14 protein-coding genes and 1 riboswitch are annotated in these 16,026 nt (G+C 66.1%); of the genes, 5 read left to right on the top strand and 9 right to left on the bottom strand.

Annotation, left to right across the window (positions count from 1 at the left end; all coding sequences use genetic code 11):
• Nucleotides 1-2 precede the first annotated feature (2 nt).
• Genes D000_RS0101595 through purE form a run of 3 tightly spaced genes read right to left on the bottom strand, consistent with a single transcriptional unit; the run spans nt 3 to nt 2,313 of the window.
• Nucleotides 3-620 (bottom strand): class I SAM-dependent methyltransferase, encoded by a 618-nt coding sequence (locus D000_RS0101595; protein ID WP_018871802.1) that lies wholly within the window; start codon nt 618-620, stop codon nt 3-5.
• Nucleotides 617-1,801 carry a 5-(carboxyamino)imidazole ribonucleotide synthase gene (locus tag D000_RS0101590; RefSeq protein WP_018871801.1) on the bottom strand — a complete coding sequence of 395 codons (1,185 nt, stop codon included), beginning with the start codon at nt 1,799-1,801 and terminating at the stop codon, nt 617-619. The genes D000_RS0101595 and D000_RS0101590 overlap by 4 nt, the downstream gene beginning before the upstream one ends.
• Nucleotides 1,798-2,313 (bottom strand): 5-(carboxyamino)imidazole ribonucleotide mutase, encoded by a 516-nt coding sequence (gene purE / locus D000_RS0101585; RefSeq protein WP_018871800.1) that lies wholly within the window; start codon nt 2,311-2,313, stop codon nt 1,798-1,800. The genes D000_RS0101590 and purE overlap by 4 nt, the downstream gene beginning before the upstream one ends.
• Before the next feature lie 251 nt (nt 2,314-2,564).
• Between purE and D000_RS0101580 the strand changes: the two genes are divergently transcribed.
• On the top strand, nt 2,565-3,461 hold the full coding sequence (locus tag D000_RS0101580; protein WP_018871799.1) for a phosphoribosylaminoimidazolesuccinocarboxamide synthase: 897 nt from the start codon (nt 2,565-2,567) through the stop codon (nt 3,459-3,461).
• A complete protein-coding gene (gene bioD / locus D000_RS0101575) occupies nt 3,458-4,180 on the top strand; it encodes a dethiobiotin synthase (RefSeq protein WP_018871798.1) in 723 nt (240 codons plus the stop codon). The genes D000_RS0101580 and bioD overlap by 4 nt, the downstream gene beginning before the upstream one ends.
• Here bioD and D000_RS0101570 read toward each other — a convergent pair.
• The 6 genes from D000_RS0101570 to tkt form a co-directional block, all read right to left on the bottom strand.
• Complete coding sequence (locus D000_RS0101570) at nt 4,114-4,884, bottom strand: lipid-binding SYLF domain-containing protein (protein ID WP_155999192.1); 771 nt, start codon at nt 4,882-4,884, stop codon at nt 4,114-4,116. The two genes, bioD and D000_RS0101570, sit on opposite strands and share 67 nt — an antisense overlap.
• Nucleotides 4,885-4,988: 104 nt before the next feature.
• Entirely contained in the window at nt 4,989-6,053 is a 1,065-nt protein-coding gene (gene fba / locus D000_RS0101565) for a class II fructose-bisphosphate aldolase (RefSeq protein WP_018871796.1), read from the bottom strand.
• A gap of 78 nt (nt 6,054-6,131) precedes the next feature.
• Nucleotides 6,132-7,562, bottom strand: coding sequence for a pyruvate kinase (pyk, locus tag D000_RS0101560; protein ID WP_018871795.1), 1,431 nt, complete (start codon nt 7,560-7,562; stop codon nt 6,132-6,134).
• 37 nt (nt 7,563-7,599) lie between these two features.
• The gene (locus D000_RS0101555; protein ID WP_018871794.1) at nt 7,600-8,778 is read right to left on the bottom strand and encodes a phosphoglycerate kinase; all 1,179 of its coding nucleotides are present in this window, start codon (nt 8,776-8,778) and stop codon (nt 7,600-7,602) included.
• A 126-nt stretch (nt 8,779-8,904) separates the two neighbouring features.
• Nucleotides 8,905-9,903 (bottom strand): type I glyceraldehyde-3-phosphate dehydrogenase, encoded by a 999-nt coding sequence (gene gap, locus D000_RS0101550; protein ID WP_018871793.1) that lies wholly within the window; start codon nt 9,901-9,903, stop codon nt 8,905-8,907.
• A 41-nt stretch (nt 9,904-9,944) separates the two neighbouring features.
• Nucleotides 9,945-11,945, bottom strand: a complete 2,001-nt coding sequence (gene tkt / locus D000_RS0101545; RefSeq protein WP_018871792.1) for a transketolase — start codon at nt 11,943-11,945, stop codon at nt 9,945-9,947.
• Nucleotides 11,946-12,352: 407 nt separating this feature from the next.
• Between tkt and metK the strand changes: the two genes are divergently transcribed.
• The 3 genes from metK to metF all read left to right on the top strand — a co-directional run bounded on the left by metK (nt 12,353) and on the right by metF (nt 16,021).
• On the top strand, nt 12,353-13,525 hold the full coding sequence (metK, locus tag D000_RS0101540; protein WP_018871791.1) for a methionine adenosyltransferase: 1,173 nt from the start codon (nt 12,353-12,355) through the stop codon (nt 13,523-13,525).
• Between the two features lie 33 nt (nt 13,526-13,558).
• Nucleotides 13,559-13,639, top strand: a riboswitch (S-adenosyl-L-homocysteine riboswitch).
• 19 nt (nt 13,640-13,658) lie between these two features.
• Nucleotides 13,659-15,071: an adenosylhomocysteinase gene (gene ahcY / locus D000_RS0101535; protein WP_018871790.1), complete on the top strand. Its 1,413-nt coding sequence runs from the start codon at nt 13,659-13,661 to the stop codon at nt 15,069-15,071.
• A gap of 95 nt (nt 15,072-15,166) precedes the next feature.
• Nucleotides 15,167-16,021 carry a methylenetetrahydrofolate reductase [NAD(P)H] gene (gene metF / locus D000_RS0101530; RefSeq protein ID WP_018871789.1) on the top strand — a complete coding sequence of 285 codons (855 nt, stop codon included), beginning with the start codon at nt 15,167-15,169 and terminating at the stop codon, nt 16,019-16,021.
• The last annotated feature ends 5 nt before the right edge of the window (nt 16,022-16,026 follow it).

The following is a 16,026-nucleotide window of genomic DNA, read 5'->3' as shown; positions in this document are numbered from 1 at the left end:
GCTCAGTCGGGCTCGCGCACGGCGGCCGCGACGGTGTATTCGCGACCCTGCTTGACCTTGTCGTAGTTGTCGAACACGTCCTTGAACCCCTTCTCGATAAAACGCCGCAAACCGGTAATGGTTACGACATAGATGCGGCCACCGGGGTTCATCTGTTCGTGGGCGTCCAGCAGGTAGGTCTGCAGCATCTCGCGCCCCACCTTGGCCGGCAGGTTGGAGGTCACCAGGTCAAAGCGCCGGTCGCGGATGCGCGAGAAGCCGTTGCTGGTCAAACACTCCACGTTACGGATGCCGTTCGCCTCGGCATTGCGCTGGCTGTATTCCACGGCCAGGTAATTGGTATCCACGAGCGTAGTCAGGCCCTGCGGGGCCTTGCGCGCCAGGGTCAGGCCGATCGGACCATAACCGCAGCCCAGGTCCAGGCAATCGTCGTCCGCGTGCACCTCCATGCGTTCCAGCAGCATGCGGGTGCCATCGTCGATGCGACGCGGCGAGAACAGCCCCCAGGTGGTGCGAAAACGCAGGTGCTCGCCGGCCAGGGTGTCCTCGAATTCCAGGTCACGCTTGAGCTCCGCCTGGCGGGCACGGCGGGTATGGACGTCGGGAAAGGCCGCGCTCATGCCTCGGCCTCCGCGGACGGCCGAGCCGCGGCATCCGCCAGCGCCTGCCACAGCCCCTCGGCGCTGGAGGCCACGGCCGTGGCATCGCCCTCGCCGGGCAGGCCGAGGACGTTTACATGCCCCATCTTGCGCCCGCGCCGCGCGACCGCCTTGCCATACAGGTGCAGCCGGGCGCGGCCGGCCTCCAGCACCGGACTCCAGTCCGGGCAGGCGCCGTCCGGCCACAGATCACCGAGGAGGTTCACCATCGCGACCGGAGTGGTCAGCAGCGCCGGCGCCAGCGTCAGGTCACAGACGGCCCGCACCTGCTGCTGGAACTGGCTGACGGTGCAGGCATCGAGGCTGTAATGCCCCGAATTGTGGGGACGCGGCGCGATCTCGTTGACCAGCAGTTCGCCGGCCACGGTCAGGAAGAACTCGACCGCCAGCACACCCTGGTACTCCAGACGCTCGACGATCATGCGGGCGATGGCCGTCGCCCGCTCGCGCACGGCCGCGTCGACCCGGGCCGGGACCCGGCTGAGATGGAGGATGCCGTCGCAGTGGCTGTTTTCGGCCAGCGGGAAGGCCTCGACATGGCCCGCGGCTCCCCGCGCCACGATTACCGAGACCTCGCGCTCCAGCTCCACCTGCTGTTCGAGCACACAGTCCACCGACCCGAGTTCGGTGTGCGCCGCGGCCAGATCCTCGGCCCGTGCCAGACGTACCTGGCCCTTGCCGTCATAACCCATGCGCGCGGTCTTCAGGATCGCCGGGAAGGCCGGGGTAGCGCCTCCCGACGGCGTCACCGGGGTCGCGGCGCCCGCGCGCAGGGCCTGCCACGGCGCGACCGCGATGCCGATCTCGCCAAGGAAATCCTTCTCCGCCAGCCGGTCCTGCGCAATCGCGAGGGCGCGGGAGCCGGGACACAACCGTACGCGCGCCTCCAGCCAGTCGATGCTGGCGCGCGGGATGTTCTCGAATTCGGTGGTGATGACCGCGCATTCGCCAGCCAGCGCCTCCAGCGCAGCCGGGTCGTCAAACCCCTGGCACAGGTGCCGGGTCGCGATGCGGCCGGCCGGGCTGTCGGGGTCGGGGTCGAGGACCCATACGCCATAGCCCATGCTCAACGCGGCCTGCACGAAATAGCGGCCGAGCTGCCCGCCACCGAGCAGCCCGAGAGTCGCGGAGGGCTGGATCATGACGGTTCCGGCGGCAGGGTCTGTCCGAGTACGGCCTGGCTCTGGGAGTGGCGAAACGCATCCAGGCGTTCGCGCAGCGCGGCGTCGTGATTGGCCAGCATCGCGGCGGCAAACAGCGCCGCGTTGGCGGCCCCGGCCTCCCCGATCGCGAACGTCGCCACCGGGATGCCGCGCGGCATCTGCACGATGGACAGCAGCGAGTCCTGCCCCTTCAGGTGGCGCGATGCGACCGGGACGCCGAGCACCGGGACCGAGGTCTTGGAGGCGAGCATGCCCGGCAGGTGCGCGGCGCCGCCGGCACCGGCAATGATCGCCTGCAGCCCGCGGCCACGCGCCTGTTCGGCATACTCGAACAGCAGGTCTGGCGTGCGATGAGCGGAGACCACGCGCGCCTCGAACGGGACCCCGAGTTCCTCCAGCACATCCACCGCGCGCTCCATGGTCGCCCAGTCGGAGGTGCTCCCCATCACCACGCCCACGCGCGGCGCGATATTGCCTGCCGTCTCAGTCATGGCCCGAACGATAGCGACCCCGGCCCCAACCGACAAGCCACACCCCCTCCGAAGCCCCGACTCAAGTGCGAAAGGCATTCAACAGGAAGAAGGGAAGAATGGAAGAAATGATGGGTCGAGGACGCCACTTCGGACCCTGTTTTCGATCCCAAATAAAACCTTCCATTCTTCCAGTCTTCCTGTCGATCGCCTCTGACCGGGCTCTTCCCGGCGCCGTGGTGTACAGGGGCCGCGCCCGGTAGAATCGCGGCATGACCGATACCCTGCTTGAAAGCCACATCCCCGACCTGGAACTCGTCCATCGCGGCAAGGTGCGCGATCTCTACGCGGTGGATGCCGATCACTGGCTGATGGTCACCACCGACCGTCTGTCCGCGTTCGACGTGATCCTGCCCACCGCGATCCCCGACAAGGGGCGGGTGCTGACCGAGATCACCCAGTTCTGGATGCACAAGGTGGAACGCGAACTGGGGATCCCCAACCAGCTGACCGACATCCCGCTGGAACAGGTGATCCCCGACCCGGCGACGCGGGCGCCGCTGGAAGGACGCAGCCTGGTGATCCGCCGCCTGGAGGCCCTGCCGGTGGAGGCGGTCGTGCGCGGCTACCTGATCGGCTCGGGCTGGAAGGACTACCAGGCGACCGGCGCGGTATGCGGGATCCCGCTGCCGGGCGGCCTGGAGCTGGCATCGCGTCTGCCCGAGGCCATCTTCACCCCGAGCACCAAGGCCGCGGTGGGTGAGCACGACGCCAACATCGACTTCGACGCGGTAGTCGCCACCATCGGCCAGCAGCGCGCCGAACAGGTACGCAGCGCGGCCCTGGAGATCTACGCCATGGCGCGCGCGTATGCCGCCGAGCGCGGGATCATCATCGCCGATACCAAGTTCGAGTTCGGGGTGGATGCCGGTGGCCGCCTGCACCTGATCGACGAAGTGCTGACCCCCGACTCGTCGCGCTTCTGGCCGGCCGACCAGTACGCGCCGGGGCGCAGCCCCGAGTCCTTCGACAAGCAGTACGTGCGCGACTACCTGGAGACCCTGGACTGGGACAAGCAGGCGCCCGGCCCCGAGTTGCCGGCGGCGGTGGTGGAGCAGACCGCCGCGCGGTACCGCGAGGCCCTGGAGCGCCTGACCCGGGACGTATGAACGGCGCGGCACGAGGCCTGTTCGTCACCGGCACCGATACCGGCGTCGGCAAGACCTTCGTCGGCTGCGCCCTGCTGCAGTACTGGCACGAGCGGGGCCTGGCGCCGCTGCCCCGCAAGCCGGTGGAATCCGGCTGCCCGGAACGCGCGGGGGCGCTGTTCCCCGAGGATGGCGCGGCCCTGACCCGCGCCGCCGGGCTGCCCGACACGGCCCTGGCGCAGGTGACCCCCTGGCGCTTCCCCGACGCCATTGCCCCGGATCAGGCCGCGGCAAACCAGGGCGTACGCCTGACCCTGGCGGAGCTGGTCGCGGCCTGTGTCGGGGACGGGATCGCGGCGGATATCGGACCACTGCTGGTGGAGGGCGCCGGGGGCTTCTACTCGCCGCTGTGCGCGGACGGCCTGAACGCCGATCTGGCCACCCACCTGGGGCTGCCGGTGCTGCTGGTGGCCGAGGATCGCCTGGGCACGCTGAACACCTGCCTGCTGACGCTGGAGGCGCTGGAACGCCGCGGCCTGGAACTGGCCGGGATCGTACTGAACCGGCGCCGGGCGGACACGGACCCGCGTCTGGACAACCGAACCGCTCTGCGCAGGTTCACCTCGGCGCCGATCATCGAGGCCGCGGAAGGGATCTCCCGCGGATCAATGGTTCAGAAGCTCTCGACCTCGAAATTGTCCGGCCGAATCGACTCCACCGGGGCCATGTCACGCCCCTGATCGCGGGCCGGCGCCTCGCTGCCGGACGCGGCATCACTGCGAAAAGCGGCCAGGGTCTCGCGCAGCTCGCGGGTCCCCTCGCGGTCCACCCGGCGGGTCTCGATGATGTGGACCGGACGCACCGATTCCCCGTAATAGGCCTCATTAAAGTCGTCGCGCACGCTCATGCGCGAGCCCGACAGGCTCATGCCCAGATAGGCCCCTCGCGCACGCGAGTACGACAGGAAGTCGGCCGTGGGCGTGGCACTGCGCCCCGCACCCACCGGACCGGCCGCGACCGAGGCATCCCCGCCCAGGCGGATCGCGGAACCGAACATCGAGTCCACCGCGTCCTGGGTGCGCGCGACCATCACGACCTCGGCGGCATCGCCACCGAACTGCATGCCGAAGCTCACCGAGCCGAGCGAATAAAAGCCCACCGGAGAATAGTCGCCGCGCTCGTCATCCCAGGCGAGAAACACGCCGATGCCACCGGAGCCGCCGATCAGGAAGGCCCCGCGCGCGACCCGTGGAAAGATCACCACGCCACGGGCATCGCGCAGGTCCGCCTTCAGGGCCTCGTACTCGGGGTGGGTGGCCATGTTCTGGACCGTGGCCTGGGCGCGATCGATGATGTCCTGCGGATCGATCTCGCGGCTGAACGGATTGGCCTGGGCCGCGCCGGCGAACGCCAGGAACAGCATGAGGGCAAGAAGCTGGGGCATCCTGCGGTGCATCGAGGAATCCTCCATAACGGGGTTCTGATGGCGGCATCATGGCACAAAAAAAGGGGGCCGAAGCCCCCTTTTTCGTGCTGCCTTCCGCAAGATCAGTTGACCTTGGGATCCAGCTCGCCAGACAGGTAACGCTTGACCATGTCGTCCAGGGAGATCGGCTTGATCTTGGACGCCATGCCAGCGCAACCGAAGGCCTCGTAACGGGCCTGGCAGATGTCCTTCATGGCCGCGGTGGAGGCCTTCAGGAACTTGCGCGGGTCGAATTCCTTCGGGTTTTCCGCGAGGAACTTGCGCACCGCACCGGTGGAGGCCATGCGCAGGTCGGTGTCGATGTTGACCTTGCGTACGCCGTGCTTGATGCCTTCCTGGATCTCTTCAACCGGCACGCCATAGGTCTCGCCCATGTCGCCGCCGTACTTGTTGATGATTTCCAGCCACTCCTGCGGCACCGAGGAGGAACCGTGCATCACCAGATGGGTATCCGGGATGCGGTTGTGGATTTCCTTGATGCGCTGGATGGCGAGGATGTCACCGGTCGGCGGACGGGTGAACTTGTAGGCGCCGTGAGAGGTACCAATGGCGATCGCCAGGGCGTCGCACTTGGTGTTCTTCACGAAGTCGGCGGCCTCGTCCGGGTCGGTCAGCAGCTGGTCGTGGGACAGCTTGCCTTCGGCGCCGGAGCCGTCTTCTTCGCCGGCCATGCCGGTTTCCAGGGAACCCAGGCAGCCCAGCTCGCCTTCCACGGACACGCCGCAGGCGTGCGCGATCTCGGAGACCTTGGCGGTCACGTCACGGTTGTAGTCGTAGGTGGCCGGGGTCTTCATGTCGGGCATCAGGGAGCCGTCCATCATCACCGAGCTGAAGCCGGACTGGATGGAGCGCAGGCAGACCGCCGGCTCGGAACCATGATCCTGGTGCAGCACGACCGGGATGTCCGGGTACTGCTCGATCGCGGCGATGATGTTGTGGCGCAGGAAGGGCTCGCCGGCGTACTTGCGGGCGCCGGCCGAGGCCTGAATGATCACCGGGGAGTCGACCGCGGCGGCCGCTTCCATGATCGCGTGGACCTGTTCCATGTTGTTGGCGTTGTAGGCCGGCATGCCATAGCCATGCTCGGCGGCATGGTCCAGAAGCTGGCGAAGTGAGATCAGTGCCATGGATTCCTCCTTAACGGGATTCGGACTGAGGTAGAAGAAAGTCTGTAAGTGGTTGCGTGCCGGGCGCGCGCTGCGCGATCAGGCCATCTCGCCGACGCGCACGATCTTCATGGCATTGGTGCCGCCATGTTCGCCCTGCAGATCACCCTTGGTAATGATAACCAGCCCGCCATCCTGCACGACGCCCTCGGCCTCGAGCAAGTTCACCGCCTCACGGTTCAGGCTCTCGTGACTTTCGGGGATGGGGCTGATGATCACCGGATAGACCCCGCGGTACAGCGTCATGCGACGACTGGTGGACTCGTGCTGGGTCAGCGCGTAGATCGGGATGCCGGAGCTGATCCGCGACATCCACAGGGCAGTGGCGCCGGATTCGGTCAGCGCGGCGATCGCGGCCACATCCAGGTGGTTGGCGGTATACATCGTGGCCATCGCGATGGCCTCGTCCACCCGCCCGAAGGTCGAATCCATGCGGTGATCCGACTGGCGCGCTGCGCGCTGGCGTTCCGCCGCCTCGCAGATCCGGTCCATGCTGGTGACCACCCGCGCCGGATAGCGACCCGTCGCGGTCTCGCCGGAGAGCATCACCGCGTCGGTGCCGTCGAGCACCGCGTTGGCGACGTCAAAGACCTCGGCCCGCGTCGGGATCGGATTCTGGATCATGGTCTCCATCATCTGGGTCGCGGTGATGACCAGACGATTGAGCGTGCGCGCCCGGGTGATCAGGGTCTTCTGCACGCCCGGCAGCTCGGCATCGCCGATCTCCACGCCGAGGTCGCCGCGGGCGATCATGATCACCTCCGAGGCCGAAATGATCTCGTCGATCACCTCCAGTGCCTCGGAACGCTCGATCTTCGCGCAGATCCCGGCCTCCCAGCCGGCATCCTTCAGCAGGCTGCGCGCGAGGTGCAAATCCTGCGCGGAGCGCGGGAAGGAGACGGCCAGGTAGTCCACCTGCAGCTCGGCGGCCAGGCGGATGTCCTCGCGGTCCTTGTCCGTGATCGCCGGGGCGGACAGACCGCCGCCCTGACGGTTGATGCCCTTGTTGTTGGACAGCTCGCCACCGACCTCCACCGTGGTCTCGATCCGGCTGCCGTTGACCGCCGTGACCTTGAGCACGATCCGGCCGTCATCCAGCAGGAGAATGTCTTCCGGATGCACGTCGGCCGGCAGCTCCTTGTAGGTCAGGCCGACCTGGGTCTGGTCGCCGGCGTCGCGGTCGAGCTCGGCGTCCAGCGCGAACGGCGCACCCTCTTCCAGATGCACCTTGCCCTGCTGGAAGCGGTCAATGCGAATCTTCGGGCCCTGGAGGTCACCGAGGACCCCGACGCAGCGGCCCACACGCCCAGCGGCGGCACGCAGGCGCGCGAGCCGCTGGCGATGGTCATCCGGGTCGCCGTGCGAAAAGTTCAGCCGGACCACATCCACGCCGGCGCGGATGATGGCCTCCATGCCCTCGTCGGTATCCGTGGCCGGCCCGAGGGTGGCAACGATCTTGGTACGTCTCATCCGCGCGTCTCTCCGTAAGGGGCGCGGGCAGCAGGCATTAGCCCTTTGCCCGTTCTTCCAGCATGGCCACGGCCGGCAGGGTCTTGCCTTCGAGGAACTCGAGGAAGGCGCCACCGCCGGTGGAGATGTAGCTGATGCGATCGGCCAGATTGTACTTGTCGATCGCGGCCAGGGTATCGCCGCCACCGGCGATGGAGAACGCATTGCTCTCGGCAATGGCCTCGCCCAGGGCCTTGGTGCCGCCGGCGAACTGATCGAACTCGAACACGCCGACCGGGCCGTTCCAGACGATGGTGCCGGCATTGCGCAGGGCCTCGGCATAGGTGGCGGCGGTCTCGGGGCCGACATCGAAGATCATGTCGTCATCGGCCACGGCATCCACCGACTTGGTCTCGGCCGGGGTGGACTCGGAGAATTCCTTGCCCACGGTCACATCGGTCGGCACCGGGATCTCGCCGCCCTTGGCGCGGGCCGCCTCCATCAGGCGCTTGGACTCGTCGACCAGATCGGCCTCGTACAGCGACTTGCCGACACCGTGGCCCTGGGCCGCGATGAAGGTGTTGGCGATGCCACCACCGACGATCAGCTGATCGACGACCTGGGACAGCGACTCCAGCACGGTCAGCTTGGTCGAGACCTTGGAACCACCCACGATGGCCACCAGCGGGCGCTTCGGGGTCTCCAGGGCCTTGCCGAGGGCCTCGAGTTCCTTGGCCAGCAGCGGGCCGGCGCAGGCCTGCGGGGCAAACTTCGCCACACCGTGGGTCGAGGCCTGAGCGCGGTGGGCGGTGCCGAAGGCATCCATCACGAACACGTCGCAGAGGGCGGCGTACTTCTTCGCCAGCGCCTCGTCGTCCTTCTTCTCGCCCGCGTTGAAGCGGACGTTCTCGAGCAGGATGACTTCACCCGGCTTGGCGTCCACGCCATCGAGGTAATCCCGCACCAGGCGCACCTCGCGGCCCAGCAGGCCACCCATGTGCTCGGCGACCGGGGCCAGCGAGTTCTCTTCGGAGAACTCGCCCTCGGTCGGGCGGCCCAGGTGCGACATCAGCATCACCGCGGCACCGGCGTCCAGCGCCTTCTGCACGGTCTCGAGGCTCGCACGGATGCGGGCATCGGACGTGACCTTGCCGTCCTTGACGGGGACGTTCAGATCCTGACGCACCAGCACGCGGCGACCCTGCAGGTCGAGATCGGTCATCTTGATGACGGACATGGGAGTACCTCTCGAAATACGTTTGGAAAGAAAAAGGCTTCGGGCCAGCCCCGTTCGGGGCTCGCCCCAGGCCTCTGCCCGGGAAGGGAAACGGCCGGGCCCCGCAAGGGACCCGGCCGTTCGGCCTTACTTGGCGACGTGCTCCACCATGCGCAGCATGTTGCAGGTGTAGCCGTACTCGTTGTCATACCAGGCAACGATCTTCACGAAGGTCGGGTCCAGCTGGATGCCGGCGCCGGCATCGAACACGGACGGGGCGGTGTAGCCACGGAAGTCCGTGGAAACGACCAGCTCGTCGGTGTAACCCAGCACGCCCTTCAGCTCGCCTTCGGAGGCCTTCTTCATGGCCGCGCAGACGTCGTCGTACTTGGCGTCGCCGTTCAGCTCCACGGTCAGATCGACCACGGAGACGTCGGAGGTCGGCACACGGAAGGCCATACCGGTCAGCTTGCCGTTCAGTTCCGGCAGCACCTTGCCCACGGCCTTGGCCGCACCGGTGGAGGACGGGATGATGTTCTCCAGGATGCCGCGGCCGCCGCGCCAGTCCTTCATGGACGGCCCGTCAACGGTCTTCTGGGTCGCGGTGGCGGCGTGCACGGTGGTCATCAGGCCACGCTTGATGCCCCAGGTGTCGTTCAGCACCTTGGCCACCGGGGCCAGGGCGTTGGTGGTGCAGGAGGCGGCGGAGACCATGTTCTGGCCGGCGTAGGTGGCGTGGTTCACGCCGTAGACGAACATCGGGGTGTCGTCCTTGGACGGCGCGGACATCACCACCTTCTTGGCGCCGGCGTCCAGGTGCTTCTGGGCGGTCTCGGCGGTCAGGAACAGGCCGGTGGACTCGATCACGATGTCGGCATCGATGTCGCCCCACTTCAGTGCGGCCGGGTCTTTCTCGGCGGTCAGGCGGATGCGGTTGCCGTTCACCACCAGGTGGTCACCGTCGACGCTGATATCGCCTTCGAAGCGACCGTGCACGGAATCGTAGCGCAGCATATAAGCCAGGTATTCCGGATCCAGCAGATCGTTGATGCCGACCACCTGCAGGTTCGGGAAGTCCTTGGCGATGGCACGGAAGGCCATGCGACCGATACGACCGAAGCCGTTAATACCAACCTTGATAGACATGGAAGTCTCCTCTCTATTGCTTAAGCGAAATCGTTGCGGACTCAGCCCTTCAGCACGTCACGCGCAACCTGGGCGACGTTCTCCGGCTTGAAGCCGAAGTAGTCGAGCAGGGCGCCACCCGGGGCGGACTCGCCGAAGCGATCCAGACCGAACACCGCGCCGTCGAGGCCGGTGTACTTGTGCCAGGTGGTCGTCGCGCCGGCCTCTATGGCCACGCGGGCACGCACGGCACCGGGCAGCACGGCCTCGCGGTAGGCCGGGTCCTGCTTGTCGAACAGCTCGACACAGGGCATGGAGACGACGCGCGCCTTTTTGCCTTCGCCGTTCAGCACGTCGGCGGCCTGCACGGCCAGCTCGACCTCGGAACCGGTGGCGATGAAGATCACGTCCGGGGTGCCATCGCAGTCCTTCAGCACGTAGCCACCGCGGGCGATGTTGGCCAGCTGCTCGCCGTCACGCTCCATGTGCGGCAGGCCCTGGCGCGACAGAATGAACGCGGACGGGCCGTCGGTGCGCTCGATGCCGGCCTTCCAGGCCACGGCGGTCTCGACCGCGTCACAGGGACGCCAGACATCCAGGTTCGGGATCAGGCGCAGGCTCGGGGTCTGCTCGATCGGCTGGTGGGTCGGGCCGTCTTCACCCAAACCGATGGAGTCATGGGTCAGCACGTACATCACCCGCTGCTTCATCAGCGCGGACATGCGGATGCCGTTACGGGCGTAGTCGGAGAAGATCAGGAAGGTGCCGCCATACGGGATGAAGCCGCCGTGCAGCGCGATGCCGTTCATGATCGCGGCCATGCCGAACTCGCGCACGCCGTAGTAGACGTAGTTACCGGCGGCATCGTCCTTGCTGACACCCTTGGAGCCGGAATACATCGTCAGGTTGGAACCGGCCAGGTCGGCGGAGCCGCCCAGCAGCTCCGGCAGGGCCGGGGCGTAGCCGCCGATCGCGTTCTGCGAAGCCTTGCGCGAGGCGACTTTCTCGGCCTTCTCGATGGTCTGCTTGATGTAGGCGTTGGCCTTTTCGGTCCAGTCGGCGGGCAGTTCGCCGGACAGGCGGCGCTCGAACTCGGCGGCCAGTTCCGGATGCGCCTTCTGGTAGGCGGCAAAGCGCTCCTTCCACTCAGCCTCGGCCTTGGCACCCTTGTCCTTCGCGCTCCAGCCGGCGTAGATGTCGTTCGGGATCTCGAACGGGGCGTGCTCCCAGCCCAGCTCCTTGCGGGTCAGCGCGATTTCGTCGTCACCCAGGGCGGCACCGTGGCACTCTTCCTTGCCGGACTTGTTCGGGGAGCCGAAGCCGATCACGGTCTTGCAGCAGATCAGGCTCGGCTTGCCGGTTTCCTTGCGCGCCTCTTCGATTGCGGCCTTGACCGCATCGGCGTCGTGGCCGTCCACGCCGCGCACCACGTGCCAGCCGTAGGCCTCGAAGCGACCCGGGGTGTCGTCGGTGAACCAGCCCTCGACCTCGCCATCGATGGAGATGCCGTTGTCATCCCAGAAGGCGACCAGCTTGCCCAGACCCAGGGTCCCGGCCAGCGCGCAGGTCTCGTGGGAGATCCCTTCCATCATGCAGCCGTCGCCAAGGAAGGCGTAGGTGTTGTGGTCGACGATGTTGTGCCCGGGCTGGTTGAAGTGCGCGGCCATCATCTTCTCGGCCAGCGCCATGCCGACCGCATTGGAGATCCCCTGACCCAGCGGGCCGGTGGTGGTCTCGACACCAGCGGTGTAGCCGTATTCCGGGTGACCCGGGGTCTTGGAATGCAGCTGACGGAACTGCTTGATCTCGTCCATCGGCAGGTCGTAGCCGGTCAGGTGCAGCAGCGAATAGACCAGCATGGAACCGTGGCCGTTGGACATCACGAAGCGGTCGCGATCCGGCCAGTGCGGGTTCGCCGGGTTGTGCTGCATGTAATCGTTCCACAGCACCTCGGCGATGTCTGCCATGCCCATGGGCGCCCCCGGATGACCGGAATTGGCCTTCTGGACCGCGTCCATCGACAGGGCGCGGATGGCGTTGGCAAGCTCTCTACGGGTCGGCATGCTGATCTCCTGCTCTAAGTAGTATTGGGTTCGGCTGATGGCGGGCAGCGGCGCGAGGCGCCAGCGGCGGCCGACCCGGACGAGTCGGCCGATCGAGGTTTACCGGTACCGGCCGGCGCTCCGAGGGCACAACATGGCCCGAGCAGCCTGCGGGAGCGTCGCCCCTTTTCCGGCCACGCGAACGCGCGGCGGACGGCGCTCCCCATCAAAGGCGGTGCATTTTGGCCACTTTCGCGCGGCGGGGCAAGTCGCCCGCAGACCGCGTCACGCCGCGCCCTGGCCGCCCGCCGGCACGCGGATCGCCCGTCCACTGGCGGGTAGGGGCTTAGAAAAATCCGGCGAGTTGCGTTACAGTACTGGTCGTTTTGCGCAAAACTAAATCGAAACGACCCACAAAGGAACGCCTAATGTCCAACGATTACATCTTCACCTCGGAATCCGTTTCCGCGGGCCATCCCGACAAGATGGCCGACCTGGTCTCCGACACCATCGTCGACGCCATCATCGCGCAGGACCCGCATGCCCGTATCGCCTGCGAGACCGCCACCAAGACCGGCATGGTCATGCTGCTGGGCGAGATCACCACCGGCGCGCAGATCGACTACGAGCGCCTGGTGCGCGAGACGGTCTGCGAGATCGGCTACAACGATTCCGACGTCGGCTTCGACGGCAAGACCTGCGCCGTGCTGAACGTGCTGGGTGAACAGTCCCAGGACATCGCCATGGGTGTGGACCGCGACGTCTCCGACCGCGCCACCCAGGGTGCCGGTGACCAGGGCCTGATGTTCGGCTACGCCGCGCGCGAAACCGATACGCTGATGCCCGCCCCGATCTTCTACGCCCACAAGATGGTGCGTATCCAGTCCGAACTGATGAAGAGCGGCAAGCTGCCGTGGCTGCGCCCGGACGCCAAGTCCCAGGTCTCGCTGCGCTACGAAGACGGCAAGCCGGCCGGCCTGGATGCGGTGGTCCTGTCCACCCAGCACAGCCCGGACATCTCGCAGAAGGACCTGAAGGAAGCGATCTACGAAGAGATCTTCAAGCAGGTGCTGCCGAACGAGTGGCTCAGCCAGGTCTCCGATGACAAGATCCACATCAACCCGACCGGCAAGTTCGAGATCGGTGGCCCCGTGGGCGACGCCGGCCTGACCGGCCGCAAGATCATCGTCGACACCTACGGCGGCATGGCCCGTCACGGTGGTGGCGCGTTCTCCGGCAAGGACCCGTCCAAGGTGGACCGTTCCGCTGCCTACGCCGGCCGCTACGTGGCCAAGAACATCGTCGCCGCCGGCCTGGCCGACAAGTGCGAGATCCAGGTCTCCTACGCCATCGGCGTGGCCGAGCCGACCTCGATCACCGTCGATACCTTTGGCACCGGCAAGGTCGACGACCGCAAGATCGAAGGCTTCGTCCGCGAAGTGTTTGATCTGCGCCCGTGGGGCCTGATCCAGATGATGGACCTGCTGCGCCCGATCTACAAGGCGACCGCCGCCTACGGTCACTTCGGCCGCGAAGACGTCGACCTCCCCTGGGAGCGCACCGACAAGGCCGAGGAACTTAAGAAGATGGCGGGCCTCTAAGAGCGCCCGACATTTTGTAAGCGAAATACCCATCCGGCTGAGGAGCGCTGCAGCGGTTTTACCGTCAGGCTCAGCCGGATGCCCCCTGAAATATGAACACGGCGCTCATCCAGATAAACGGAGAAGTTAATCCATGAATGCTGTGATGAACGACAAGAAAACGACCGATTACGTCGTCAAGGACATCAACCTTGCCGAGTTCGGCCGCAAGGAAATTGCGATCGCCGAGACCGAGATGCCCGGTCTGATCCAGACCCGCGAAGAGTTCGCGGCCTCCAAGCCGCTGAAGGGCGCCAAGATTGCCGGCTCCCTGCACATGACCATCCAGACCGCGGTGCTGATCCAGACCCTGGAAGCCCTGGGTGCCGACGTGCGCTGGGCCTCCTGCAACATCTACTCCACCCAGGACCACGCCGCGGCCGCGATTGCCGACAACGGCACCCCGGTCTTCGCCGTGAAGGGCGAGACCCTGGAAGAGTACTGGGACTACTGCCACCGCATCTTCGAATTCGACGGCGGCGCCAACATGATCCTGGACGACGGCGGTGACGCCACGCTGCTCCTGCACATCGGCGCCAAGGCCGAGAAGGACCCGTCCGTCATCTCCAACCCGGAGAACGAAGAAGAAGTCGCCCTGTTCGCCTCGATCAAGGATCGTCTGGCCAAGCAGCCGACCTGGTACTCCGAGCAGCTCGCCAAGATCAAGGGCGTGACCGAAGAGACCACCACCGGTGTCCATCGCCTGTACCAGATGGCGAAGGACGGCGAGCTGGCCTTCCCGGCGATCAACGTCAACGACTCGGTCACCAAGTCCAAGTTCGACAACCTGTACGGCTGCCGCGAGTCCACCGTGGACTCCATCAAGCGCGCCACCGACGTGATGATCGCGGGCAAGATCGCCGTGGTCGCCGGTTACGGTGACGTCGGCAAGGGTGCCGCCCAGTCGCTGGCCGGCCTCGGTGCCACCGTGTGGATCACCGAGATCGACCCGATCTGCGCCCTGCAGGCCTCCATGGAAGGCTTCCGCGTGGTTACGATGGACGAGGCCGCCGACAAGGCCGAGATCTTCGTTACCGCCACCGGTAACAAGGACGTGATCACCGAAGATCACATGACCCGCATGAAGGACCAGGCCATCGTCTGCAACATCGGTCACTTCGACTCCGAGATTGCCGTGGCCGCGATGCGCAAGTACGAGTGGGAGAACATCAAGCCGCAGGTTGACCACATCATCCTGCCGAACGGCAACCGGATCATCATGCTGGCCGAAGGCCGTCTGGTGAACCTGGGCTGCGGCACCGGTCATCCGAGCTTCGTGATGTCCAACTCCTTCACCAACCAGACCCTGGCCCAAATCGAGCTGTGGACGAAGGGTGACCAGTACGACAAGAACGTCTTCGTGCTGCCGAAGCACCTGGACGAGAAGGTCGCGCAGCTGCACCTGAAGAAGCTGGGTGCCAACCTGACCCGCCTGACTGACGAACAGGCCAAGTACCTGGGTCTGCCGGTGGATGGCCCGTTCAAGCCGGAACACTACCGCTACTGATCGGCCAGCCTCACATTTCAATTCGTTGTTAATGTGAACGCCGGGGCGGGCCGCATGTTCGTGCGGTCCGCCTTCTTTTTGTCTGGAGGACAAACATGCCTGCACAAGAACGCGTCTACAGCGTTGAATTCTTCCCGCCCAAGGACGAGGCCGGGGCCGAACGACTGGCCAAGGCCCGCAAGCGTCTGGGCGCCCTGAATCCCGAGTTCTATTCGGTCACATTCGGGGCCGGCGGCTCCACCCGCGACCGCACTCTCGAGACGGTTCGGGACATCATCAACAAGGACGGCATCCCGGCCGCTCCGCACGTCTCCTGCATCTCCTCGACCAAGGGCGAGCTGCACGAGCTGCTGTCGAGCTACCGCGACATCGGAGTGAACCGCATCGTCGCGCTGCGCGGTGACCTGCCGTCCGGCACCCGAAACTCCGGCGGCGACTTCCGCTACGCCTCCGAACTCGTCGAGTTCGTGCGCGCCGAGTTCGGCGACCAGTTCAAGATCGAGGTCGCGGCCTATCCGGAGTTCCATCCGCAGGCTCCGAACGCCGAGAAGGACCTGCAGAACTTCAAGACCAAGGTGGATGCCGGCGCCGACGCCGCGATCACCCAGTACTTCTACAACGTGGACGCCTACGAGGCCTTCATGGAGCGGGTGGAAAAGATGGGCATCACCATCCCGATCATCGTCGGGATCATGCCGATCACCAACTACACCCAGATCGTACGCTTCTCCGAGATGTGCGGCGCCGAAATCCCGCGCTACATCCGCAAGCGGATGGAGGCCTACGGCGACGACAAGGAGTCGATCCGCAAATTCGGCATCGAGGTTGCCACGCGTCTGACCGATGACGTGCTGAACAAGGGCGCTCCCGGGATCCACTTCTATTCGATGAACCAGGCCGGTCCGACCGAACAGATCTGGAAGGCCCTGGACCTCGCCAACCGGAAATAACGCCG

Source organism: Thioalkalivibrio sp. ALJ16 (genome assembly GCF_000377345.1).
In the GTDB taxonomy this organism is placed as follows: domain Bacteria; phylum Pseudomonadota; class Gammaproteobacteria; order Ectothiorhodospirales; family Ectothiorhodospiraceae; genus Thioalkalivibrio.
This window is presented reverse-complemented; position numbering and strand designations above follow the sequence as displayed.

What these genes read in the sequence shown, in the direction of transcription:
- D000_RS0101595 (WP_018871802.1), bottom strand. Translation starts at nt 620, where the DNA reads ATGAGCGCGGCCTTTCCCGACGTCCATACCCGCCGTGCCCGCCAGGCG.
- D000_RS0101590 (WP_018871801.1), bottom strand. Translation starts at nt 1,801, where the DNA reads ATGATCCAGCCCTCCGCGACTCTCGGGCTGCTCGGTGGCGGGCAGCTC.
- purE (WP_018871800.1), bottom strand. Translation starts at nt 2,313, where the DNA reads ATGACTGAGACGGCAGGCAATATCGCGCCGCGCGTGGGCGTGGTGATG.
- D000_RS0101580 (WP_018871799.1), top strand. Translation starts at nt 2,565, where the DNA reads ATGACCGATACCCTGCTTGAAAGCCACATCCCCGACCTGGAACTCGTC.
- bioD (WP_018871798.1), top strand. Translation starts at nt 3,458, where the DNA reads ATGAACGGCGCGGCACGAGGCCTGTTCGTCACCGGCACCGATACCGGC.
- D000_RS0101570 (WP_155999192.1), bottom strand. Translation starts at nt 4,884, where the DNA reads ATGCCCCAGCTTCTTGCCCTCATGCTGTTCCTGGCGTTCGCCGGCGCG.
- fba (WP_018871796.1), bottom strand. Translation starts at nt 6,053, where the DNA reads ATGGCACTGATCTCACTTCGCCAGCTTCTGGACCATGCCGCCGAGCAT.
- pyk (WP_018871795.1), bottom strand. Translation starts at nt 7,562, where the DNA reads ATGAGACGTACCAAGATCGTTGCCACCCTCGGGCCGGCCACGGATACC.
- D000_RS0101555 (WP_018871794.1), bottom strand. Translation starts at nt 8,778, where the DNA reads ATGTCCGTCATCAAGATGACCGATCTCGACCTGCAGGGTCGCCGCGTG.
- gap (WP_018871793.1), bottom strand. Translation starts at nt 9,903, where the DNA reads ATGTCTATCAAGGTTGGTATTAACGGCTTCGGTCGTATCGGTCGCATG.
- tkt (WP_018871792.1), bottom strand. Translation starts at nt 11,945, where the DNA reads ATGCCGACCCGTAGAGAGCTTGCCAACGCCATCCGCGCCCTGTCGATG.
- metK (WP_018871791.1), top strand. Translation starts at nt 12,353, where the DNA reads ATGTCCAACGATTACATCTTCACCTCGGAATCCGTTTCCGCGGGCCAT.
- ahcY (WP_018871790.1), top strand. Translation starts at nt 13,659, where the DNA reads ATGAATGCTGTGATGAACGACAAGAAAACGACCGATTACGTCGTCAAG.
- metF (WP_018871789.1), top strand. Translation starts at nt 15,167, where the DNA reads ATGCCTGCACAAGAACGCGTCTACAGCGTTGAATTCTTCCCGCCCAAG.